This window comes from Sphingomonas chlorellae (genome assembly GCF_056485145.1).
Genome location: NZ_JBQXXM010000002.1, coordinates 171,354 through 191,602, shown reverse-complemented (window position 1 = coordinate 191,602; position 20,249 = coordinate 171,354). Strand labels below are relative to the sequence as shown.

Genomic DNA, 20,249 nt, shown 5'->3' with positions numbered 1-20,249 from the left:
ATGGAAGGATCGCACCCCGCGCGCCCGTGGATCGCCCGGCTCCACCGCTGGACCGGGCTGGGGCTGGGGCTTGCCTTCGTCCTGCTCGGGCTGACGGGAAGCGCGCTCGTCGCCTATCGCGGGCTCGACGCGACGGCGCACCCGGCGGTGCAGGCGCATCAAGGCGTCCGGCCGCCGCGCTGGGCGGCGGTCGAGGCCGCGTTGCGCGCCGCCGATCCGGACCGCACCGGCGCGTGGCGGATCGAGGTGACGCCCGACGGCGGCGTCATCCCCGCGCGCTATCTCGCCACGCCCCAGGCCGCCGCACGCGGCTTTGCGCCGCGGCTCGCCTGGGTCGATCCGGTGTCGCTGCGCGTCGTTCGCACCGCGCAATGGGGCGACGACGGCATGACCTGGCTCTACGACCTCCATTACCGCCTGCTCGCCGGCCCGGCGGGCGGGCGCGTCGTCGGCGCGATCGGGATCGGGCTGTTGCTGCTCATCGGCTCCGGGCTCGCGCTGTGGTGGCCGCGCCGCGCGCGGCTCGCGAGCGCGCTCGGCTGGAAACGCCATGCCGGGCCGCAACGCCGTGTCTATGACCTTCACAATCTTTGCGGCGTCTATCCCGCGCTGCTGCTCGTGCTGGTGACGGCGACCGGCATCCTGCTCGAATTTCCCGATCAGGTCCGCCCGGCGATCGGCGCGGTCAGCCCGCTTTATCGCGCGCCCGCGTTCCGCATGTGCGGCGCGCGCGCGATCGACGCCGACGGCGCCGCCGCCATCGCCGCGCGCGTCTTTCCCGACGCCCGGCTCGCCTGGATCGAGACGCCGGGAACCGGCGGCGTCTATCGCATCACGCTGGCCCAGCGCTGGGAGCCGAGCCGGCGCTTCCCGCGCACCGGCGTCTGGGTCGATGCCGCCAGCGGGCGCGTGCTCGCCGTGCGCGACCCGCGCCGCGACGGCTGGGGCGACCGGCTGCTCAACTGGCTTCACCCGCTCCACAATGGCGAGGCATTCGGCATGGTCGGGCGCGTGCTGGTGTTCGTGTCGGGGCTGGTGCCCGCGATGCTGTTCGCGACCGGCTGGCTGCGGCACCGGCACAAGCAGCGCGCCCGGCAAACCGCTGCGGCCCGGCGACGCGCCGCCCCGTCCGGAACGACGCGCCCCTCGCTCGCCTAGGGCATTTCAAGCTGACCTTTTTCGGCCAACAGCTCGGAAAATGCGGTGCTCAAGGGCGGAGCGTCTTCGCCCCAGGTGAAAACGCACTTGGCCGTGCGCAAATAGACAGCCTTTGTTGGCGAGCCGACTGACTGTCCGGAATTGGGGCTATTCTGCCATTCCCGAGCAACATGTCTAATGTCAGGCCTTGCCAGGAGCGGACATTCGGGGTTTGCTTGTTCCCGATAAACTCCGTGTTAGCCATGCTTCTGATTGCGACGGTTTCGCATCAGTCTGCGTGGCCATGAAACACCATTATGTCCCGCAATTCCTGCTGCGACGCTGGTGCGACGCGCAAGGTCGGCTCCAGAGCTTCAGAGTCGTGAACGGCCATGTCAACGCGAATGCCCTTGCTCCAGAATATACCGGCTATGAGGATGGCCTATATGCCGTCGGCGCAAACCCGACGTGCTCGATCATCTCCGTAATAAAGGCATAGCGATGCTGAAAGACTTCCTCGCCGAGGGCGATGTTGCCTTGCCGGAGGGCTGGCCCTCGTCGGAGCAATGGCTCGACACACATTATCCCGGCTTAATAGAGACGCAGAGCCTGATCTCCAACCTCTCGAATATTTTGCTCCACGACCAACTGACCGAGCTGCTCCTTGCCGGAACTCGCTCCATGTAAGAGAAATGACGTCAAACTTTGGAGGAGGGGCTGGTCTGATGGTCTGGTTAAGGCGTGTTCTGCTTGGACTCCTGACGTTGATTCTGACAAGCCAGTTCATCATTGGACTGCAGGCTTGGCGAGATGAGGCTGTCGCGGCAAGTTGGATTGTGGCGCTGGAGGGCAAGCGTGAATGCTTCGGTGATTTCACATCATCGGAGGCATTGCATCTTGAACAGCTTGCAACGGTCAACAGTTTGAAATTGAGTGCGAATGATCGCTTACGGGTTGATTGTTATCTCCGAGATGTAGATCGTCGTCGAACAGTCGAACGGGCGGGCCGAGATCTGATCAAGGCGCAAACGACAGTCAAAAATGCGCTGATTATCGGCGCGGCGTCGTCGGCGCTGATTGCAATTCTCGTAGTGGTGGCGTGGATCAATTGTAAAAACGCCATCAAGTTCGAGAGACGCAGCCCGGCGGCGGGTTAAACTCGAATGGCAGGTTTTCGCCCGCAAACCGACCCGCGACCGCCAAATGAACGGACGGCAGATTTCAGGACCGCGGGCGCGCGGCCCGAACGACTGAAATTGAGGCGCGTTGCTGCCAGATGGTTTGACGCCGACTGAGCGGCAGCTTCTGGCAGAAGCTGTCGTTGAAGGCCCGACCGACGAACGGCGCAACTGGGCCGCTTTCGGTCGCTCCACATTGATTCCCCTACGCCTAAAAGCGGAACTGCGCGCTCGCCATGCCGAAGTCGATCGCGCTGCCGTGCGCGGCGCGGATCGCGTCGCCGGCGCTGTGGTGGAGATAATAGGCGCGCAGGCTCCAGTGCCGGCCGAGCGCCAGGTTGGCGTCGGCCGAATAGACCTCGCCGATCGCCTGCGGGCCGCCACGCGTCCCCGCCAGCGCCGCCGCCGGGCCGAGATAGACCGAATCGGCGCGCGCTTCCTTCCACTTCCACTGCACCGCCCCCTCGAGCGTCAGCTTGCGCACCGGCTGGAAGCGCAGGCTGGGACGCACCGCGACGAGGTTGGCAAAGCTGGTGACGTTCGCCTCGTTGAAATAGGGCCCTTTGGGGAACAGCGGGTTGAACGTGCCCAGCTTGCCGTCGCCGGCATGGTGGTCGCCCGATCCGGAGTCGAACCGCACCGCCAGCCGCGGCTTCATCGTCGTCGCGAGCGTATAGCCCAGGTCGGCCGAAAGCCCCCAGGCGCGGATCGACTGGCCGGCAAAGCTGCCGCGCTGGACCAGCCCCTCGACGTCCCAGTCCCAGCCCTTCGCCGCGCCGCCGGTGCGCAGCCCCAGGCTGTGGCGATGTTCGGCGCCGGTCACGCCGCCGAAGCTCGCGACGTCGCGATCGAGATAGAACCAATAGGCGTCGGCACTCGCCCCCGGCTGCGGCCCCAGCGAATAGGCGCCATAGACGCCGCCGAACCCTTGCTGGCGGTTGCTCACATCGTCGAACACGCCGCGGCGCAGCGTCACCGGCCGGACGAGGAACGCATCGAGCTTGAGCCGCCCGAGCCCCAGCGTCGCGCGGCCGCCGTCGAAATTCTGATGGACGTTGGTGCCGTCGCGGAACGACACGAAGCGCTGCGCCGGGTTGAACGCCAGTTCCTGCCGTCCCAGCCGCAGCGTGAGCGCGGCGAGCGGCTTCACCTCGACGAAAAGCTGGCGCAGGTCGAGATGATCCTCGTCGGGCAGCGCGAGCGTCTGCTTGCCGAACGCCGCTTCGCTGCCGAGCTGCGCAAACACGCGGACGGCGCTGCCCAGATGCAGGTCGGCATGCGCCAGCACGCGCTGGAGCAGATAGGTTTCGGGGTCGTGCCCGCCGATCCCGAAGGCGGGCCGGTCAAGGCTCTCGGCGCGCTCGCGGATCTCGCCGCCCAGGCTCAGATAGGCCTGCCGGTCGGGGTCGATCGGCACGAACTTGATCCGCGCGTCGAGCGGCAGTGCGTCGGTCCGGTCGCGCAGGCTCGAATAATCCTCGGCGGTGCGATCGGGCTTGAAGCCGGGCAGCGGCGCCTGTTGTTGCGCCAGCGCGGGGCTCGCGGCCAGCATCGTGCCGGCGCCGAGCAGGGCGATCAGGGTCTTGCGATTGTTCGGGGTCATCGGTTTCATCCACATTTTGAAAAGCCGCAGTCGAGGCAGGTTGCACAGCCTTCGGACTGGATCAGGGAAGCCGCGCCGCATTGCGGGCAGGCGAGGGGCGTGGTCGTTGCGGTGGCCGTGGCGGCGGGAAGGTGCGGGGGCGGCGGGGCGTCGCCGTCGGCCGGGGACGCCTCGCCCAGATGGCGCGCGATCACGCCGCCGATCGCCGCGGGGAGCGAGGGGACATAACGTCCCTGCATCCATGCGCCGCCGCGCGGATCGAACACCGCCTTCAGCTCATCGGCGACGAAGCCGACATCGCGCGAGCGCCGGAACACCGCGGAGATCATCCGCGTGAGCGCCAGCGTCCAGGCATAATGTTCCATGTTCTTCGAATTGACGAAGATCTCGAACGGCCGGCGCCCGGCATCGCCCTCGACATCGTTGATCGTGACATAGACCGCGTGCGCGCTGTCGGGCCAGCGCAGCTTGTACGTCGTGCCCGTCAGCGCCTCGGCGCGGGGCGCCAGCGGCGCTTCGCCGATTTCCGCCGCCGGGACGGCGGGGGCGGTTGCTTCGGGCGCGGCGACGCTCAGCACCGATCCCGTGACCGGATTGGGGCGATAGGTGGTCAGGCCTTTGCAGCCGAGATGATATCCCTCGATATACACGTCGGCAAAGGCGTCGAAGCCGATGTCCTCGGGGCAGTTGACCGTCTTGGAGATCGAGCTGTCGACCAGCGCTTGCGCCGCCGCCTGCATCGTCAGATGGTCGGACGGGGTGAGCGTCTGCGCGCTGACGAACAGCGCCTCGGGCGGCGGCGTGTCGCCGCGCTCGCGCCGCCACACCTGCATCGCATAATCCTCGACCGCCTGCTCGCGCGTCGACCCGTCGGGCTGGCGGATGCGGCGCGTATAGGCATAGGCGAAGACCGGCTCGATCCCCGACGAGACATTGCCCGCCAGCAGCGAGGTCGTGCCCGTCGGCGCGATCGAGGTCAGGCAGCCGTTGCGCAGCCCGTGCGCCGCGATCAGCGCGCGCGTCTCGTCGTCGAGCGAGGCGATGTTGGGCCGTTCGAGCATCTCCTCGTCCCACAGCGGAAACGCGCCCTTTTCCTCGGCCAGCCGGGCCGAGGCGCGATACGCCTCGCGCTTGATGACCGACAGCCACCGGCGCGTCAGCGCCACCGCCTCGCTCGATCCATAGACCGCACCGCAGAACAGCAGCGCGTCGGCAAGGCCGGTGATGCCCAGCCCGATGCGCCGCTTGGCGCGCGCCTCGGCCGCCTGGTCGAACAGCGGATAGCGCGACAGGTCGATCACATTGTCGAGGAAGCGCACCGCCGTCGCGGTCAGCTCGCCAAGCGCCGCCTCGTCGAGCGCCGCGTCGGCGGCGAACGGCCGGTCGACCAGCCGGGCGAGGTTGATCGAACCGAGCAGGCAGGCGCCATGGGGCGGCAGCATCTGCTCGCCGCACGGGTTGCTCGCCGCGATCGTCTCGCAATGCGCCAGGTTGTTGGCGGCGTTCACGCGGTCGATGAAGATCACGCCCGGCTCGGCGGTGTCATAGGTCGCGCGCATCAGCCTTTCCCACAGCGCGCGCGCGGGCACGCTGCGATGCGTGACGCCGCCGAACACCAGCGGCCATTCGGCATCGGCCGCCAGCGCCTGCATGAAGGCATCGGTGACGAGCACCGAAAGGTTGAAGTTGCGCAGCCGCGCCGGATCGCGCTTGGCGTCGATGAACGCCTCGATATCGGGATGGTCGATGCGCAGGCACCCCATCATCGCGCCGCGCCGCTGGCCCGCCGATTCGACCGTGCGGCACATCGCGTTCCAGCAGTCCATGAAGCTCAGCGGTCCCGACGCCTGCGCGCCGACGCCGCGCACCGGGCTTCCCGCCGGGCGGATCGTCGAAAAGTCCATGCCGACGCCGCCGCCCGCCTGCATCGTCACCGCGGCCTCGCGCAGATGCTCGAAAATGCCGCCCAGGCTGTCGGGGATCGTCCCCATCACGAAACAGTTGAACAGCGTCACCGCGCGCGCCGTGCCCGCGCCGGCCAGGATGCGTCCGGCGGGGATGAAGCGGAAATCGGTCAGCGCCGTTTCGAACCGCGCCCGCCAGCGCGCGCGCACCGGCTCGGCCTCCACCGATGCGACCGCGTCGGCGACGCGCGCGATCGTGTCCTCGATCGTCTCGTCGCCCGCGACGCCGGGCTCGCCGCCCGAATCCTCGGCGCCGGCGCCGGGCCGGAAACGGTATTTGGCCGACCAGATCTCTTCGGCCAGCGCATTGTCGAAAGGCATTTGCGTCCCCTTTGGCAACGTGTTCGCGATGCGTTTGGGGCCGGGCGGGACGAGGCGCTTGACCTGCCTCAAATGGCGGTTCTCCGCGCTTTTTTTGAGGTGCCTCACGCCGGAAAGCGGGGATGGGGGCTAGGCCGATCAGGCGACCGGGCAAGCGCCCGACCGACCCTTCAAGGAGGTTTCAGATGCGTATTCCGACGATGATTTTCGGGGCCGCCATGGCCGTCGCCATTGCCGCCCCGGCGGCGGCGCTGTCGCTCCGCGCGCCCGCCCCGGCGCCCGCAGGCGCGCACAACGTCAAGATGCTCAACCAGGGCCCCGGCGGCATGATGGTGTTCGACAGCCCCGTCGTCCGGATCAAGCCGGGCGAGAGCGTCACCTTCGTTCCCGTCGATGCCGGCCACAATGCCGAAAGCATCCCGGGCATGCTCCCCGCGGGCGCCCAGCCGTTCAAGGGACAGATGAGCAAGCCGCTCACCGTCACCTTCACCAAGCCCGGCGTCTATGGCTTCAAGTGCAACCCGCACTTCTCGATGGGCATGGTCGGCGTCGTCGTCGTCGGCAACCCGGTCAATCTCGCCCAGGCCAAGGCGGTAACGCTCCCCGGCCGCGCCCGCCAGGTGATGAACGGGCTCCTTGCCGGCATTCATTGAGGCGCAAGCACGAACCGGCCGGGCGCAGCACACGCCCGCAGTTGAGGGGCGTCGTCCGGAACCCGGGCGGCGCCCCTTTTCCGTGCCGCTCGTTCAGATGCGAACGATTCCCCACCGGCCCGAACCGCCGACATGGTTTCGGGCGGCCCATTTTCGCGGCACGCGTCGGCATGCTGATGCTCTGGCCGCGATCGGGAGCCCGGCAACATCTGCGCCGGGACCGCGGCCAGGGCCGCCTGCGTCACCGCCGCACGCAGGAAAGCGGCGGATCGGGGAAGAGGCGGGGGGCTGATTTCCGCCCGCTTCCCCGATCCGCCGCCGATGCGCACCCCGCAAGGGGGGACGGATCAGTGTCCGCTCTTCGCTGCCGCCGCGGCGTCGATCGCCTGGTTGGGGCGGAACACCGCCGGGTCGGCGGGGCCTTCGACGACGAGCAGGCCCTTCAGCCCGCGCTCCATCCGCGACAGCGCATGGTCGACGAGCACGAACTTGCCCGGCACCTCGACCTTGAACTCGGTCATCGCGGCGCCGCCCGGCGGCACGGTGATCGTCTGCACGTCGGTCATCGGCGCCGAGGTGATCGAGGCAAGCGGCCATGCCCGGTCGAAAATCTCGCCGATGACGTGGAAGCTCGACGTCTTGTTCGGCCCACCGACGCCGAAGAAGATGCGCACCGTCTCGCCCGTCCTGGCCTTCAGCGGCCGGTTGGCGAGCGCGTTCGCCGCGCCGTTGAACACATAATATTCGGGCGTCTCGGCCAGCAGCTTGTCGATGCTCTCGTTGAGCTCGCCCTTGGTGCCGTGCGCCTCGTCGGTATAGATTTCGCCCTGCATCACATAGAATTCGTGATCGACCTTGGGCAGCCCCTCGGCCGGCTCGACCAGGATCATGCCGTACATGCCGTTGGCGATGTGCTGCGCCACCATCGGCGTCGCGCAGTGATAGACGTACAGGCCGGGATTGAGCGCCTTGAAGGTAAAGCCCTTGCTCTCGCCCGGCGCCGCCATCGTCGCCACCGCGCCGCCGCCCGGTCCGGTCACGGCGTGGAAGTCGACATTGTGCATCATCACGCTGTCGGCGGCGTTCTTCAGCGTCACCTCGACGGTGTCGCCCACGCGCACGCGGACGAACGGCCCCGGCACCTTCCCGTTGAACGTCCAGTAATGATAGGTCGTGCCGTCGTCGAGCTTGCCGGTGACTTCGGTCGTCTCCAGGTTGACGCGCACCGTCTCGGGGTTGCGCCGCGTGATCGGCGGGGGCAGGTCGGTCGCGTCGCGCACCACGTCGCCCGTCACGGCGGCGGCAGTACCCGCCGCGGCCGGTGCGGTCGCCGCGCCATGGACATGCTGTTCGTCCAGCGCCGCGGCATTCGCCGCCCCGGATATGGCCAGCATCGCGACGCCGGCGACCAATAGCATCTTTTTACTGAACATCGTCTTTGCCCTTTCTTCGAACTTGTTGGCGACCGGGATAGGAGAACTTGGCGCCGCCCGGTTGCGGCGGATCAATTGCGCGGCAGCGTCGGTGAATTTGACCTGCCTCACTTCGGCGGCATCACCCCTCGGCCAGCGCCTCGAGTCCGGCGAGGTCGAGGATCTGGAGCTCGTGGATGCCCAGCATCCGCACCAGCCGCGCCGATTTCAGCCCGCCCAGCTCGCGGCTCACCGTCTCGATGCGCAGCCCCAGATAGTCGGCGATGTCGATCCGGCTCATCGGCAGGCACGCGCGCGGCGGCTGTTCGGCATGCTGTTCGGTGTGGCGCATCATCTGGAGGATGAAGCTCGCCAGCCGCTCGGCCGCGGTCTTGCGCCCCAGCAGGACAAGCTGCTCGCGCGCCGCCGCCAGCTCGCCCGCCGCGACGGCGTAAAGCCGCCGCTCCATCTCGGGATGCCCCGCGACGAACGCGTCGAACCGCGTGCGCGAAAAGCGGCACAGCGTCGCCGCGCATACCGCCTCGGCGGTAAAGGGGTGGCGGTCCTCCAGCGTGATGCCCAGAAAGTCGCCGGGAAACAGGAAACCCGCGACCTGGCGCCGCCCGTCGGGAAGCAGTTTCGACAGGCGCAGCACGCCCTGCGTCACGGTGAACACCGCGCCCGCCGCGTCGCCCTCCCAGCACAGCGGCTCGCCCGCCGCCAGCCGCTTGGTGCTGCCGCCATGGCGGAACGCGGCCAGCGTCGGCGTGTCGAGCACGTTGCACACCGCCAGCGCGCGCGCGGGACAGTCGAAACAGGGATGGTCGCAGTCGAGCGGGGTCTCGGGACGCGGGCTGTCGCTCAGATACATGGGCGGGCTCCGAAGTGAGGCAGGTCAAGGCGTTGGGGGAAAGGGGCGGCTAGATCGGTCGGGCACACAGACGGGGTGCCAGTCATGTCCATCTTCTCAACAACATCGGTCGGCGCCGGCGATGTCGCGTCGCTCTTCGCACTCGTGCGCACCTTCGCGCCCGAAACCGCGCCGCAGGACTGGGCCGCCGCCGCGGCGACCCAGCTCGCGGCGGGCGGCATCCTCGGGCTGCGCGGCGCGGGCGGCGACTTTCTCGGAATGGCGGCGTGGCGCGTCGCCGCCGCGCCCGACGGCACGCGCGAATTGTGCATCGACAGCTTCGTGACGATCGAGATCAACGCCGCCGCGCCCGGCCGCCGCTGCCTTGCCGAGGCGCTGGCCGCGCTGGGCGCCGAACGCGGCTGCACGCGGCTGCGCCAGGTGATCGGCTGCCGGCCCGATGCGCCCGAAGGGCTCGCGGCGCTCCACAACCACCTGACGCTGCCGATCCGCCCCGGCGAGCGGGCGGCGAGCCGCGGGCCGGGCTGCGCGTGCGGCCCCGCCCATTCGGGAAGCGCGGCGGAACTCTATCCGGCGCAATGATGCGGCGCGCGCGGTCATGCCATCGCCCCCGGTGCGGGCGCGATCAGCGTGCGGATCGCCGCGGCCAGCGTGCCCGACAGCAGCGGCTTTTCGACCAGCGTCGCACCGGCGGCCTGCACGCGTTCGCGCAGCGTCGGCGACGGGTTGCTGGTGATGACGATCGCGGGCGCGCGGGTGCCCCCGGCGCGCAACCGGCGGAGCAGCGCCAGCCCGTCGATCCCCGGCAGCCGCTGGTCGAACACCAGGCAGTCGCAGTCGGCGCCCGCCGTCCCCGCCGCCAGCATCGCCTCGGCGCTGGCAAAGGCGGCGACGTCGAACCCCTCGACCGCCAGCGAAAAGACGATCGAGGATCGGACCGCAGGGTCGTCGTCCACCAGAAGGATGATTGCGCGGGGCATGGCACCTCTGCTTCGGAAAGGGGCGGCGCCGCGACGGGCGCCGCCGGCCGGCGATCAGGCGGCGCGTTTCCAGTTGGGCTCCAGCGCGACGTGCGGCGGGCACGGCGCCACCTCGCCCTGCGGCAGCCCGGCGAGTTCGTTGGCAAAGCCGTGATTGACGTCGCGGTGATGCGCCTCGTCGGCGCGGACGACGAGCACCACGTCGCGCAGCGTCGCATCCTCGGCCAGCCCCCAGTAACGGCGGGCGATCGCGGGGGCGGGGACATTGGCCGAACGCCCTTCGTCGATCTCGGCGAGATAGTGCGTATAGCTGATGACCGCCTCTTCCTCGAAATAGCCGACGACGCGGTGCGCGGTGCGCGGGCTGACGAGGTACAGCGCGAAAAAGGCGAGGTAGAACACCCATTGCACGCCCAGGATCACCGCGCGCTCGTACCAGGTCGGCCGGCACACCTCGATAAAGGTCATCAGGTGCATCCGCTCGTTCTCGGCCTCGTCCATCAGCGTGCGGATCCAGCCGCGGTCGTCGCACATGCGGCGCAGGCAGCGCAGGTGCGTGATCGTCGCGCCGACCATGCCGGGCACCGCCGCCACGGTTTCCAGAACGACGGCGCGATGGCCGTAACGCTTGGCGAAAAACGTGTCGGCAACCCAGCGCAGCATCTTGGTGAAACCAAAGGCGATGCGGTCCGAAACCCCGCGCGGGCGATGGTGGACGCCCGCTTGCGTCAGATGCTGGATCATGTTGAAAATTCTCCGTCGCTGCGCCACTTCGGCGACTTGCTTCGTTCCGCCGGAATCTAGGCTTCGCGCAGGAGGGCGGGAACTTGGGTCTTCATCCTACGGCACGTACCGGAAGTGAGATGCCGGAAGGGCGGACGCTCGAACCGGCGCTGCGCGGGCGGGCGGGCCCGCTGCTCGTCGAACGGATCGACGCGGCGACGGCGACGATCGTCGGGCTCGTCGTGGTCGGGCTGGGCTTTGCCGCGCGCATGGGGCTCGACGCGCTGCTCGAACGGCGCGCGACCTTCATCTTTTTCGTCCCCGGCGTGGTCGCGGGCGCGCTCGGCGGCTTCTGGCCCGCGCTGATCGTCACCGTCGCCGCCGCGCTCGCCGGCACGCTCGCCGACGGGCTCACCGGCCAGGTGCTGTTCGGCGACTGGATCGCGGTGACGGTGTTCCTGTTCATCGGCACCGTCATCGCGGCGGGCGGCGCGTGGCTGAAGCGCGTGCGCGTCCGCGCCGCCGCCAGCACGCGCGAACTGGCGCAGCGCGAGGCGCATCTGACCTCGATCCTTCAGACCGTGCCCGACGCGATGATCGTGATCGACGAGGCGGGGCTGATCCGCGACTTCAGCGACACCGCCGAGCGCCAGTTCGGCTGGACCGCCGAGGAGGTGACGGGGCGCAACGTCAACATGCTGATGCCCTCGCCCTATCGCGAGGCGCATGACGGCTATCTCCAGCGCTATTACCGCACGGGCGAGCGGCGGATCATCGGCGTCGGGCGCGTCGTGGTGGGGGAGCGCAAGGACGGCTCGACCTTTCCGATGGAACTCGCGGTGGGCGAGATGCGGCTGCCCGAGGGGCGCTTCTTCACCGGCTTCGTCCGCGACCTGACCGAACGGCAAAAGACCGAGACGCGGCTGCAGGAGCTTCAGACCGAGCTGGTCCATGTCTCGCGCCTCACCGCGCTCGGCGAAATGGCGTCGGCGCTCGCGCACGAGCTCAACCAGCCGCTGAGCGCGATCGGCAATTATCTGATGGGCAGCAAGATGCTGCTCGAACGCGAGGTGGTCCCGCACGAGACGGTGGCCTCGGCGGTCGAGCTGGCGAGCAAGGAGGCGCTGCGCGCGGGCCAGATCATCCGGCGGCTGCGCGACTTCGTCTCGCGCGGCGAGACCGAACGCAGCGTCGAAAGCCTGCCCAAGCTGATCGAGGAGGCGAGCGCGCTCGCGCTGGTCGGCGCCAAGGAACACGGCATCCGCGTGCGCTTCGACCTCAGCGCCGAGGTCGATCTGGTGCTCGTCGACAAGGTCCAGGTGCAGCAGGTGCTGCTCAACCTGATCCGCAACGCGGTCGACGCGATGGGCGAATGGGACGGCGCGCGCGAACTCACCGTGCGCGTGACGCCGCACCCCGACGAAATGGCGCTGGTGACGGTGGCCGATACCGGCCCCGGCATCCGTGCCGACGTCGCCGACCAGCTCTTCCAGCCCTTCGTCACGACGAAGCGCACGGGAATGGGGGTGGGGCTTTCCATTTGCCGGACGATCGTGGAAGCACATGGCGGACGAATCTGGGTAGAGCCGGCGGCCGGGGGCGGCGCGGTGTTCAACTTTACCGTGCCCAGCGTGGGCAGGGAGGATGTGTACGATGGCGGTTGAGCAGGTGGTTCATGTGATCGACGACGACGACGGCGTGCGCGGGTCGCTCGCCTTCCTGCTCGAATGTTCGGGAATCGCCACGCGCACCTATGAATCGGCCGTCCATTTCCTGCGCGCCGTGCCCGACATGGTGCATGGCTGCATCATCACCGATGTCCGCATGCCCGAAATGTCGGGGATGGAACTGCTCAACAAGCTCAAGGCGATGGGCGTGCCCGATCCGGTGATCGTCATCACCGGCCATGCCGACGTGCCGATGGCGATCCAGGCGCTCCATGCCGGGGTGTCGGACTTCATCGAAAAGCCGTTCAGCGACGAGGCGATCCTGCTCGCGGTTCGCGCCGCGCTCGCCAAGCAGCAGGACCGCGACCAGATCGCGGTCGAGCGCGACCAGATCGTCGCGCGGATCGCAACGCTGTCGGGCCGCGAACGCGAGGTAATGGAGGGGCTGATCGAGGGCAAGGCGAACAAGGTGATCGCCTATGATCTCGACATCAGCGCGCGGACGGTCGAGGTCTATCGCGCCAATGTGATGACCAAGCTCGGCGCGCGCACGCTCTCCGAACTCGTCCGCATGGTGATGATCGCCCGCCTCGCCTGAACTTGCCGGCCGCCGGCTTCGGCTCGGCCCTCAATCCTTTCGGCCGCCCCATTTGGCGGCGATCCAGGCGCGGAAGCGCGCGCGGGGGTCGCGGGGGAGGTCGTCGTCCTCGTCGGCATCGTCGGCCTTGGCCGCCCGGACGGCGGTGACTTCGGGAACCCAGCGGCGGATCGCCTGCTCGATCCCGCGCTTGAGCGTGATCGCGCCCGACGGGCAGCCGCCGCACGCGCCTTCCATCCGCACCCAGGCGGTGCCGTCCTCGGGATCGAAGCGGACGAGCACCGCCTCGCCGCCGTCGGCCGCGAGCAGCGGGCGGACCCAGCGGTCGAGCACCTGCTCGATCTGCGCCTCGATCTCGCCCCTTTCATGCTGCGGTGCAGTCGACAAAAGGGGGTCCGTCATCGGCGTCTCGCCAACGGCGGCTTTTTCGCCCGCATCGGCAAGGATCAGCGCGACTTTTGCGCGGATCGGGGCCCATTCGTCCTTCGAACTGCGCCGTATGACCGTCAAGAAATCGCGCGCGATCATCACGCGGACGAGCCCGGGCACGTCCAGCAGCGCCGCCGCAAGCGGGTCGGCGACCCGCGTTCCGGCCAGAAAACTGCGCGGCGCGCCGGGCGCGCCGACCCCCGGCGCCCGCACGCGCAGCGCGTCGGGGTTGGGCGTGGATTCGAACTCGATCGGGGTCATGCCGGCGCTCATGGCCGACCATCGGGCCGCGGTCCAACCAGCATTTTCGCGTAAAGCACGGCAAACAGCAGGAAAGCACCGCCCCACAACAGCCCCGCGACCGCGATCGTGGTGCCGTAGTCAAGGGGCAGGGCAGGCGCAAAGACGCGCACCAGCGCCCCCAGCGTGACCAGCGCATAGATCGCCCGGGTGCCGCGGTCGGCGGTCAGCGTCCGCCCGGTATGCCCGCGCGTCGCACGCGTCATCACCGCCAGCGTCATCGACGCCATCGCCCCCGCCGCCAGCGCATGGAACGCCGCCGACGCCGGAATGCACCAGACAAAACTGCTCCCGCCGAGCAGCAGCAGGCCCAGCGGCAACCACGCGTAGGACAGGTGAAGAATGAACACGAGCGGCTCGGCCAGCGTCCGGTGCCCGCGCCAGCGCGCCAGCCGCACCGCCTGGAGGAGGCCGGCTGCCACCAGCAGCGCCCCTGCGGCCGCCGAGCCCGGGGCGGCGACCCAGACCGCCAGCGCCAGCGCGGTCGCCCCCAGCGTCGCGATGTCGAACCGGCCGGGCTGTTCGGGCAGCCCCGTTTGCACGCCCTGCCGGCCGAGCCAGTTGCGCGTGAACGAAGGGATGATCCGGCCGCCGATCAGCGCGACGAGCAGCAACACGACCGCCGCCCCCAGCCGCCAGCCATGACCGGCGGGCGCGGTGAGCCCGAGCGCCTCAGCCTGGTCGATCGCGCTGGCGGTGGTGAACAGCGCCATCGCGACCACGATCGGCACGTTGCGGTTCTTCGCCGCGATCACCTCGCGCGCCGCGAGGATGGTCATGGTGGCGAGGAAACCGATGTCGAGCAGCGCCGGCACGATCGGCCCGGTCAGCGCCGAGAACAGCACCGCCCCGCGCGCGAGCAGCCATAGTCCGGCGAGCAGCGCGAGGCGCGTCCCCGAAACGGGCAGGCGGCCGGTCCAGTTGGGGATGGCGGTAAGGAGGAACCCTGCGACGATCGCCCCCAGATAGCCGAACAGCATCTCGTGCCGGTGCCAGGCGAGCGGATCCATTGCGGTCGGCAGGGTGACTTGGCCGCCCAGCGCCAGCACCCACAGGGCGACGACAAGCACCGCCCACAGCGCGCCGCCGAGGAAAAATGGACGAAAGCCGCCGCGCAGCAATGGCGGCAGCCGCATCAGGCGTTGGTGGCGTTCGCTTTCGGGGTGCATTTCGAAAAGTCCCAATGGTCGCGAAAAGAAAGGGGTCCGGGGCCGCCCGCACGCCGTGGCGCGGGCGACCCCGGCCGCGGCGTCACTCGGCGGGGGCGAGGACGGGCCGCGGATAGCGGGCGGTGCGGGTGCGGCGACCGCCGACGAGCAGTCGGGTGACGAACAGCGCCAGCAGCACCGCGCCGATGCCGAAGACGATGTCGCCGGGCACGCGCATCCACACCAGCGTCTCCATCACCGGGCTGTGCACCACGGCGGGCGAGCGGGCGTACCAGAAGCCGTGCGTGACGCTCTGATAGGCCTGGTAGAGCCCCGAGGGGACGAGGCTGAGGAACACCATCATGGCGAGCCCCAGGTTGAGCGCCCAGAAGGTCGGCTTGAGCAGCGCGTCCGACCAGGCGGCCTCGCGGAAGCCGGTGCGCAGGCAGAACAGCATCAGACCGATGCCGAGCATGCCATAGACCCCGAACAGCGCGGCGTGGCCGTGGCTGGGCGTCATGTTGAGGCCCTGGATGTAGTAGAGCGAGATCGGCGGGTTGATCGAGAAACCCAGGATGCCCGCGCCCACCAGGTTCCAGAACGACACCGCGACGAAGAACAGGATCGGCCATTTGTAGGTCTGAACCCACGGCGCCGCCTTGGTCATGCGATAGTTGTGGAGCGCCTCCACCCCCAGCAGCGCCAGCGGCACCACTTCGAGCGCGGAGAACATGGCGCCCCAGGCGATGATCGGCGTGGTCGTGCCGGCGAAGTAGAGGTGGTGGAGCGTCCCCAGGATGCCGCCGGTCAGGAACACTGCGGTCGAAAAGATCACCGCCGTGTTCGCCGCACGGGCGCGCACCAGTCCGAGCCCTGCGAAAATGAGCGCGATCACGGCGGTCGCGAACACCTCGAAGAAGCCTTCGACCCACAGATGGACGACCCACCAGCGGAAATACTCGATCAGCGACAACGGGCTATGCCGTCCCCAGGTGAGCGCCGCGCCGAAGAACAGCCCGATGCAGATCGTCGAAACGAACACCATGCCGATCAGGCCGCGACTTTCGGACGGCGTCTTGAGCGCGGGCCACAGCGCACGCCCCACCAGCGTCAGCCAGATCATCAGCCCTGCGAAGAGCAGGATCGCCCAGAAACGGCCGAGATCGACGAACTCATAGCCCATATGGCCGAACCAGAAGTTCGCGCCATGGCCGAGTTTTTGCTGAATGCCCATCCATTCGCCCGCGAACGAGCCGATCACGACGACGAGCAGCGCGACCCACAGCAGGTTGACGCCGAGCCGCTGGAAGCGCGGTTCATGGCCCGACAGCATCGGCGCGACGTAAAGCCCGGTCGCCAGCCACGCCGTCGCGATCCAGAAGATGCCGAGCTGGGTGTGCCAGGTGCGGGTGAGCGCGTAGGGAATGATGTCGGAAATGGCGATGCCATAGAAATCCTGGCCTTCGACCGCATAGTGCGCCGTGATCGCGCCGAGCAGTACCTGCGTCAGGAACAGGCCGATGACGGTGACGAAATACTTGGTCGTCGCCTTCATCGAAGGGGTCGGCTTCATCGCGAACAGCGGATCGGCCGCCGGCGCGGCGACATGCGCTTCCTCGCCCTGACGCGCCTGATACCAGGTGAGCCAGCCCACCCCCGCGATCAGGAACAGGACGCTGGCGATCGACCAGATGCCCAGCGCCGCCGACGGCGTGTTGCCGACGAGCGGATCGTGCGGCCAGTTGTTGGTATAGCTGATCGTCTCGCCCGGACGGTTGGTGACGCTGGTCCAGGCGGTCCAGAAGAAGAAGGCGCCCAGATCCGAACGATCCTGCGCGTTGGTCAGCGAGCGTTCGGGAATCGCATATTGCGTGCGCAGCTTGCGCAGCGCCGGATCGCTGCTGAACAGCCGGGCATAGTGATCGGCCACCTGCGCGATCGCCGCGGCGCGCTCGGGCGACACGGTGATGGCGCCCGTTGCCGGGTCATAGCGGTTGGTGCGCAGTTCGTCGCGCAGCCGCGCCGTCAGCGCCGCCTGGCGTTCGGCGTCGAGCGCCGCAAAGGGCTTGCCGGCGTCATGCCGAGCCCAGATGTCGAGCAACGCCATCGATTCGCGGTGCAGCCAGTCGGCGCCCCAATCGGGCGCGACATAGCCGCCATGGCCCCAGACGGAGCCCAGTTCCATCCCGCCCAGCGTCTGCCAGGCTTCGCGCCCGGATTCGATCTGGGCGCGCGTGTAGACGGTCTGGCCGTTCGTGATCACGACCGTTTCGGGCACTGGCGGTGCCTTCACATAGATTTCCCGGCCGATCAGGCCGAGGGCCGCGAATGAGAGCAGGAATATCGCTCCCAGCCACAGCCACAGCTTTTTGGAGTGGATCATCTTGATGCCCCCATTGCAGCGATTGAGGAGGCATTCGGGTAGGATCGGCGCGCCGCCGCCACCATTCGGGAGCGCGACCTAGGGTGCATGCCGGAGGGGAAGTCCCATAGGCGTGCCGCCGGATCGCCCGGCCGCGATCCCCATGGCGTGCGCGATCAGAAGCGCCGCGACCAGCCGGCAAGCGCGCTCGTGCTGCCGTCGCGCACGTCCTGCATGACGCCCAACCGGAACGAGGCGCCGGGACCGCCCGCGGCATAGCCTGCGGTGAACTGCAGCCGTCGCTCGCCGGTCAGGCTGGCCCGCGCGGTGGCATAGGTGAGCGCCCGCAGCTGAAGGTCATAGCCGTTGCCATAGGTAAGCCGCGCGTCGCCCGCCTCGATCATCAGCGGCTGGGCGACACCGAAGCTCAACAGGCCGCCCCATATCGCCCCGTTCGCCTGGATGCCGAGCCGGCTGCCGAGGATCGGCGACGCCGCGGTGACCAACGATTGCGGGTCGATCTTCAGCCGGGTGAAGCCCAGCGAGCCGTAACCCTCGATCGACCAGCGGTCGGCGATCGCGAACGAACGGTGCGCCTCTACCATCACCGTGCTGGCGCCGCGTCCCAGCCGGAGTGCCCCGGTGCCGGTCGGCACGCCCATCAGCGTCCCGCTCTCGTCGATCAGCGCGACACGCAGGTCGGTCCGCCCGCGCGACCAGCCGAGCGACACTGCCTGCGCGCGGCTTCCGGCATTGCGGCCGGTGTTGACCGTCAGGCTGAGCCGCCCGTCCCGGAAATAGCGGTCGACGGCAAGGCTGGTATCCGCCTGCGGCACATAGGCCAGCACGCCGTCGGCGAACGGGGCGAGCCCCATGATGTCCGACTGAAGCGAGTCCGCCGCGTTCCACGCGGCGCGCACGCCGAACCCGTCGGCCGCATAGCCGAAGCTGCCGGCAAGCGGCGCGGTGCGCACATCGTCGCGCCCCGGTCCGACGCGCCAGGCGGCGAAACCGAGATTGCCCGTGAAGCCGCCGAACGCGAGCGCGGTCTGGTTGCCCAGTTGCCGGACGCGCCGCTCCATCCGGCGATCGCCCGCGCCGTGCGGCTGCAGCACCATGCCCGCAATCGAACCGCTGAAGTCGCGACCATATTCGTCGAGCACGGTGACGTGCGACAGCGCCGCGCGCAGCGCGGTGATGCGCATCGCCTCCGGCACGGCCATGACCGATGCCTGCAGGCTCGCCTGGGCAGTGCCGTTCGACAGCGTGGGGTTGATCGGCGACAGCGCCGCCTGAAAGTCGACCAGCCCATGGCCATAGACCGCGTCGACGCCCGGATCGCCGATATCCCGCGCAGTGTTGAGGATGATGTCGCCCGCCTGCTGCCCGGAAAGCTGCGGCCATTTGGACAGGATATCGGCGGCGAGCGCCGAGACGACCGGAGCGGCCGAACTGGTCCCGCTGAAGATCACCGTCGCACCGTCGACGCTGGTGGTGACGTTCGATCCCACCGCGACGACATAGCGATCCTTGAGCACGCCCGCCCGGTTCGAATAGGGCTCGAGTTGATAGGCGTTGATGTTCGGGCTGAGCGCCCCGACGAACAGAAAGGCGCTGCGGTTCGCGGCGGTGACTGCGGGCGCGTCGATCGGGTCGGTTCCGCTGGAATTGCCCGCCGAATTGATGACGAGGCCGCCGGTCCGGGCGAAACGCGCGACCGCGTCGCCCCAATAGCTCGATCCGCCGTTGCTCAACGAGACGTTGACCAGCTTGATCGCCTTGGCGCCCGCATAGTCGAGCGCCTCGTTCCCATGGACCAGCGTCTCGGTCTGGGTATCGGCATTCCAGTCGGAGATGCGAAGTACGGCCAGCTGCGCGCCGGGAGCATAGCCGATCGTGCCGGTGCCGTTGGCATTGGCGGCGATGATGTTGGCGACCGCGGTACCGTGGTCCGAATGCTCGTCGCCGATCTGGTTGCGCGGCGTGCGGTTGCCGCCGCTGATGACATCGCCGAAGTCCTTGGACAGGCTGCTGATGCGGCCGTCCAGCTCGCCGTTCATGCTGCGTGCGCCGTTGTCAATCACCGCCACCGTTACGCCATGGCCGTCATGGCCGCTGTCGAGCGCATAGAGCGCGTTGACGAACTCGTTGGCCCCATAGTTGCGGCGGAACTCGGCGGTATCGTTGGCGGAACGCACGGGCTGCTGCCCCGACGGCGTGATGACATAGCCGGCGGGCGGCGGCACCGGGTCGGAATAGGTTCGCGCGATCGGCGTAGGGGTAGGTGTTGGTGTAGGTGTGGGGCTGGGCGTCGGCGTGGGGCTCGGCGCGATCGGCGACGGTGCCGGGGCGACGCTGCCCGGCGCGTTGGCGCCGCCGCCGCCGCTACACGCCCCCAGCAACGCCAGGACAAGGCCGCTTGCCGACAGGCCAACAACGATCTTCATGCGTCTTCCCCGAGGAGACCCCGCTACGGCAGACCGCAGTTCTGCCGCACCCGGGATGGTTTGCCCGTCGCCAGGTGAAGGCGCGCCACCGGTAAGGGACGGCGGCATTCATCCATATCTGCAATTATAGACGCGGGCGCACCATCGGAGGGCCGTGGGGACTACTGATAGCCGCCCTGCTCCTCGCGCTCCTCCCCGGCCTGTTCCTGGGTCTCCTCCATTGCGTCGGCGGCGTCGGCGGCCTCGTCTTCGGTCTCGGGACGGGTCTCGGGCTTCTCCGGATCGTCGCACATATCCGTTCCTTCTCGTGCTGACGCCCCATCAACAGGGCATGGCTGCAACGAAGCGTGGGCACGCCTGCTCCCAGCGATTTTCGCCCGCAGCCTCTGGCACTTTCCGTTGGTTTCGCGCAACGAGTGCGCGGGGAGAGCGTTGGGCAGCCGTGGGACGGGCGGG

General features: G+C 68.7%; 19 protein-coding genes. 8 read left to right on the top strand and 11 right to left on the bottom strand.

From position 1 onward, the window contains the following. From ACT3CF_RS07295 to ACT3CF_RS07280, 4 genes are all read left to right on the top strand, one after another. Entirely contained in the window at positions 1 to 1,158 is a 1,158-nt protein-coding gene (locus ACT3CF_RS07295; RefSeq protein WP_478421585.1) for a PepSY-associated TM helix domain-containing protein, read from the top strand. 283 nt (positions 1,159 to 1,441) lie between these two features. Then, positions 1,442 to 1,636 (top strand): DUF4238 domain-containing protein, encoded by a 195-nt coding sequence (locus tag ACT3CF_RS07290; RefSeq protein WP_478421584.1) that lies wholly within the window; start codon positions 1,442 to 1,444, stop codon positions 1,634 to 1,636. A gap of 2 nt (positions 1,637 to 1,638) precedes the next feature. Further along, entirely contained in the window at positions 1,639 to 1,824 is a 186-nt protein-coding gene (locus ACT3CF_RS07285) for a hypothetical protein (protein ID WP_478421583.1), read from the top strand. Between the two features lie 5 nt (positions 1,825 to 1,829). After that, entirely contained in the window at positions 1,830 to 2,294 is a 465-nt protein-coding gene (locus ACT3CF_RS07280) for a hypothetical protein (protein ID WP_478421581.1), read from the top strand. A 232-nt stretch (positions 2,295 to 2,526) separates the two neighbouring features. On the opposite strand, the gene ACT3CF_RS07275 is transcribed toward ACT3CF_RS07280, so the two are convergent. After that, positions 2,527 to 3,918 carry an alginate export family protein gene (locus ACT3CF_RS07275; RefSeq protein ID WP_478421580.1) on the bottom strand — a complete coding sequence of 464 codons (1,392 nt, stop codon included), beginning with the start codon at positions 3,916 to 3,918 and terminating at the stop codon, positions 2,527 to 2,529. A gap of 5 nt (positions 3,919 to 3,923) precedes the next feature. Beyond that, a complete protein-coding gene (locus tag ACT3CF_RS07270) occupies positions 3,924 to 6,203 on the bottom strand; it encodes an adenosylcobalamin-dependent ribonucleoside-diphosphate reductase (protein ID WP_478421578.1) in 2,280 nt (759 codons plus the stop codon). Positions 6,204 to 6,388: 185 nt separating this feature from the next. On the opposite strand from ACT3CF_RS07270, the gene ACT3CF_RS07265 reads away from it, so the two are divergent. Next, the gene (locus tag ACT3CF_RS07265; protein WP_478421576.1) at positions 6,389 to 6,856 is read left to right on the top strand and encodes a pseudoazurin; all 468 of its coding nucleotides are present in this window, start codon (positions 6,389 to 6,391) and stop codon (positions 6,854 to 6,856) included. A gap of 347 nt (positions 6,857 to 7,203) precedes the next feature. Here ACT3CF_RS07265 and nirK read toward each other — a convergent pair whose 3' ends face one another. Then, positions 7,204 to 8,289 (bottom strand): copper-containing nitrite reductase, encoded by a 1,086-nt coding sequence (nirK, locus tag ACT3CF_RS07260; protein ID WP_478421575.1) that lies wholly within the window; start codon positions 8,287 to 8,289, stop codon positions 7,204 to 7,206. Positions 8,290 to 8,410: 121 nt separating this feature from the next. Further along, positions 8,411 to 9,139 carry a Crp/Fnr family transcriptional regulator gene (locus ACT3CF_RS07255; RefSeq protein WP_478421573.1) on the bottom strand — a complete coding sequence of 243 codons (729 nt, stop codon included), beginning with the start codon at positions 9,137 to 9,139 and terminating at the stop codon, positions 8,411 to 8,413. An 84-nt stretch (positions 9,140 to 9,223) separates the two neighbouring features. Here ACT3CF_RS07255 and ACT3CF_RS07250 point away from each other — a divergent pair, with 84 nt between their 5' ends. Then, positions 9,224 to 9,721 (top strand): hypothetical protein, encoded by a 498-nt coding sequence (locus ACT3CF_RS07250; protein WP_478421572.1) that lies wholly within the window; start codon positions 9,224 to 9,226, stop codon positions 9,719 to 9,721. 14 nt (positions 9,722 to 9,735) lie between these two features. Here ACT3CF_RS07250 and ACT3CF_RS07245 read toward each other — a convergent pair whose 3' ends face one another. Together ACT3CF_RS07245 and ACT3CF_RS07240 are read right to left on the bottom strand one after the other, a co-directional pair. Beyond that, positions 9,736 to 10,119, bottom strand: a complete 384-nt coding sequence (locus ACT3CF_RS07245) for a response regulator transcription factor (RefSeq protein ID WP_478421571.1) — start codon at positions 10,117 to 10,119, stop codon at positions 9,736 to 9,738. A 54-nt stretch (positions 10,120 to 10,173) separates the two neighbouring features. Continuing rightward, positions 10,174 to 10,863: an alternative oxidase gene (locus ACT3CF_RS07240; protein ID WP_478421569.1), complete on the bottom strand. Its 690-nt coding sequence runs from the start codon at positions 10,861 to 10,863 to the stop codon at positions 10,174 to 10,176. 119 nt (positions 10,864 to 10,982) lie between these two features. Here ACT3CF_RS07240 and ACT3CF_RS07235 point away from each other — a divergent pair, with 119 nt between their 5' ends. Together ACT3CF_RS07235 and fixJ are read left to right on the top strand one after the other, a co-directional pair. After that, positions 10,983 to 12,506, top strand: a complete 1,524-nt coding sequence (locus ACT3CF_RS07235) for a PAS domain S-box protein (RefSeq protein ID WP_478421568.1) — start codon at positions 10,983 to 10,985, stop codon at positions 12,504 to 12,506. Beyond that, entirely contained in the window at positions 12,496 to 13,107 is a 612-nt protein-coding gene (gene fixJ / locus ACT3CF_RS07230) for a response regulator FixJ (RefSeq protein ID WP_478421566.1), read from the top strand. Before ACT3CF_RS07235 ends, fixJ begins: the two co-directional genes overlap by 11 nt. A 30-nt stretch (positions 13,108 to 13,137) precedes the next feature. On the opposite strand, the gene ACT3CF_RS07225 is transcribed toward fixJ, so the two are convergent. The 5 genes from ACT3CF_RS07225 to ACT3CF_RS07205 all read right to left on the bottom strand — a co-directional run bounded on the left by ACT3CF_RS07225 (position 13,138) and on the right by ACT3CF_RS07205 (position 20,086). Continuing rightward, positions 13,138 to 13,797, bottom strand: a complete 660-nt coding sequence (locus ACT3CF_RS07225; RefSeq protein WP_478421565.1) for a NifU family protein — start codon at positions 13,795 to 13,797, stop codon at positions 13,138 to 13,140. Between the two features lie 8 nt (positions 13,798 to 13,805). After that, positions 13,806 to 15,005: an NnrS family protein gene (locus ACT3CF_RS07220; protein ID WP_478421563.1), complete on the bottom strand. Its 1,200-nt coding sequence runs from the start codon at positions 15,003 to 15,005 to the stop codon at positions 13,806 to 13,808. Positions 15,006 to 15,087: 82 nt separating this feature from the next. Beyond that, the gene (locus tag ACT3CF_RS07215; RefSeq protein WP_478421562.1) at positions 15,088 to 17,367 is read right to left on the bottom strand and encodes a nitric-oxide reductase large subunit; all 2,280 of its coding nucleotides are present in this window, start codon (positions 17,365 to 17,367) and stop codon (positions 15,088 to 15,090) included. Between the two features lie 155 nt (positions 17,368 to 17,522). Continuing rightward, positions 17,523 to 19,793, bottom strand: coding sequence for a S8 family serine peptidase (locus ACT3CF_RS07210; protein WP_478421560.1), 2,271 nt, complete (start codon positions 19,791 to 19,793; stop codon positions 17,523 to 17,525). Positions 19,794 to 19,954: 161 nt separating this feature from the next. After that, positions 19,955 to 20,086: a hypothetical protein gene (locus ACT3CF_RS07205; RefSeq protein WP_478421559.1), complete on the bottom strand. Its 132-nt coding sequence runs from the start codon at positions 20,084 to 20,086 to the stop codon at positions 19,955 to 19,957. Positions 20,087 to 20,249 lie beyond the last annotated feature (163 nt).

Excerpts from the sequence above, each read along its gene's own strand:
- ACT3CF_RS07235 (WP_478421568.1), top strand. The coding sequence starts at position 10,983 with ATGCCGGAAGGGCGGACGCTCGAACCGGCGCTGCGCGGGCGGGCGGGC.
- ACT3CF_RS07250 (WP_478421572.1), top strand. The coding sequence starts at position 9,224 with ATGTCCATCTTCTCAACAACATCGGTCGGCGCCGGCGATGTCGCGTCG.
- ACT3CF_RS07255 (WP_478421573.1), bottom strand. The coding sequence starts at position 9,139 with ATGTATCTGAGCGACAGCCCGCGTCCCGAGACCCCGCTCGACTGCGAC.
- ACT3CF_RS07270 (WP_478421578.1), bottom strand. The coding sequence starts at position 6,203 with ATGCCTTTCGACAATGCGCTGGCCGAAGAGATCTGGTCGGCCAAATAC.
- ACT3CF_RS07240 (WP_478421569.1), bottom strand. The coding sequence starts at position 10,863 with ATGATCCAGCATCTGACGCAAGCGGGCGTCCACCATCGCCCGCGCGGG.
- ACT3CF_RS07225 (WP_478421565.1), bottom strand. The coding sequence starts at position 13,797 with ATGACCCCGATCGAGTTCGAATCCACGCCCAACCCCGACGCGCTGCGC.
- ACT3CF_RS07215 (WP_478421562.1), bottom strand. The coding sequence starts at position 17,367 with ATGATCCACTCCAAAAAGCTGTGGCTGTGGCTGGGAGCGATATTCCTG.
- ACT3CF_RS07210 (WP_478421560.1), bottom strand. The coding sequence starts at position 19,793 with ATGAAGATCGTTGTTGGCCTGTCGGCAAGCGGCCTTGTCCTGGCGTTG.
- ACT3CF_RS07295 (WP_478421585.1), top strand. The coding sequence starts at position 1 with ATGGAAGGATCGCACCCCGCGCGCCCGTGGATCGCCCGGCTCCACCGC.
- ACT3CF_RS07275 (WP_478421580.1), bottom strand. The coding sequence starts at position 3,918 with ATGACCCCGAACAATCGCAAGACCCTGATCGCCCTGCTCGGCGCCGGC.
- ACT3CF_RS07280 (WP_478421581.1), top strand. The coding sequence starts at position 1,830 with ATGACGTCAAACTTTGGAGGAGGGGCTGGTCTGATGGTCTGGTTAAGG.
- ACT3CF_RS07245 (WP_478421571.1), bottom strand. The coding sequence starts at position 10,119 with ATGCCCCGCGCAATCATCCTTCTGGTGGACGACGACCCTGCGGTCCGA.
- fixJ (WP_478421566.1), top strand. The coding sequence starts at position 12,496 with ATGGCGGTTGAGCAGGTGGTTCATGTGATCGACGACGACGACGGCGTG.
- nirK (WP_478421575.1), bottom strand. The coding sequence starts at position 8,289 with ATGTTCAGTAAAAAGATGCTATTGGTCGCCGGCGTCGCGATGCTGGCC.
- ACT3CF_RS07285 (WP_478421583.1), top strand. The coding sequence starts at position 1,639 with ATGCTGAAAGACTTCCTCGCCGAGGGCGATGTTGCCTTGCCGGAGGGC.
- ACT3CF_RS07220 (WP_478421563.1), bottom strand. The coding sequence starts at position 15,005 with ATGCACCCCGAAAGCGAACGCCACCAACGCCTGATGCGGCTGCCGCCA.
- ACT3CF_RS07290 (WP_478421584.1), top strand. The coding sequence starts at position 1,442 with ATGAAACACCATTATGTCCCGCAATTCCTGCTGCGACGCTGGTGCGAC.
- ACT3CF_RS07205 (WP_478421559.1), bottom strand. The coding sequence starts at position 20,086 with ATGTGCGACGATCCGGAGAAGCCCGAGACCCGTCCCGAGACCGAAGAC.
- ACT3CF_RS07265 (WP_478421576.1), top strand. The coding sequence starts at position 6,389 with ATGCGTATTCCGACGATGATTTTCGGGGCCGCCATGGCCGTCGCCATT.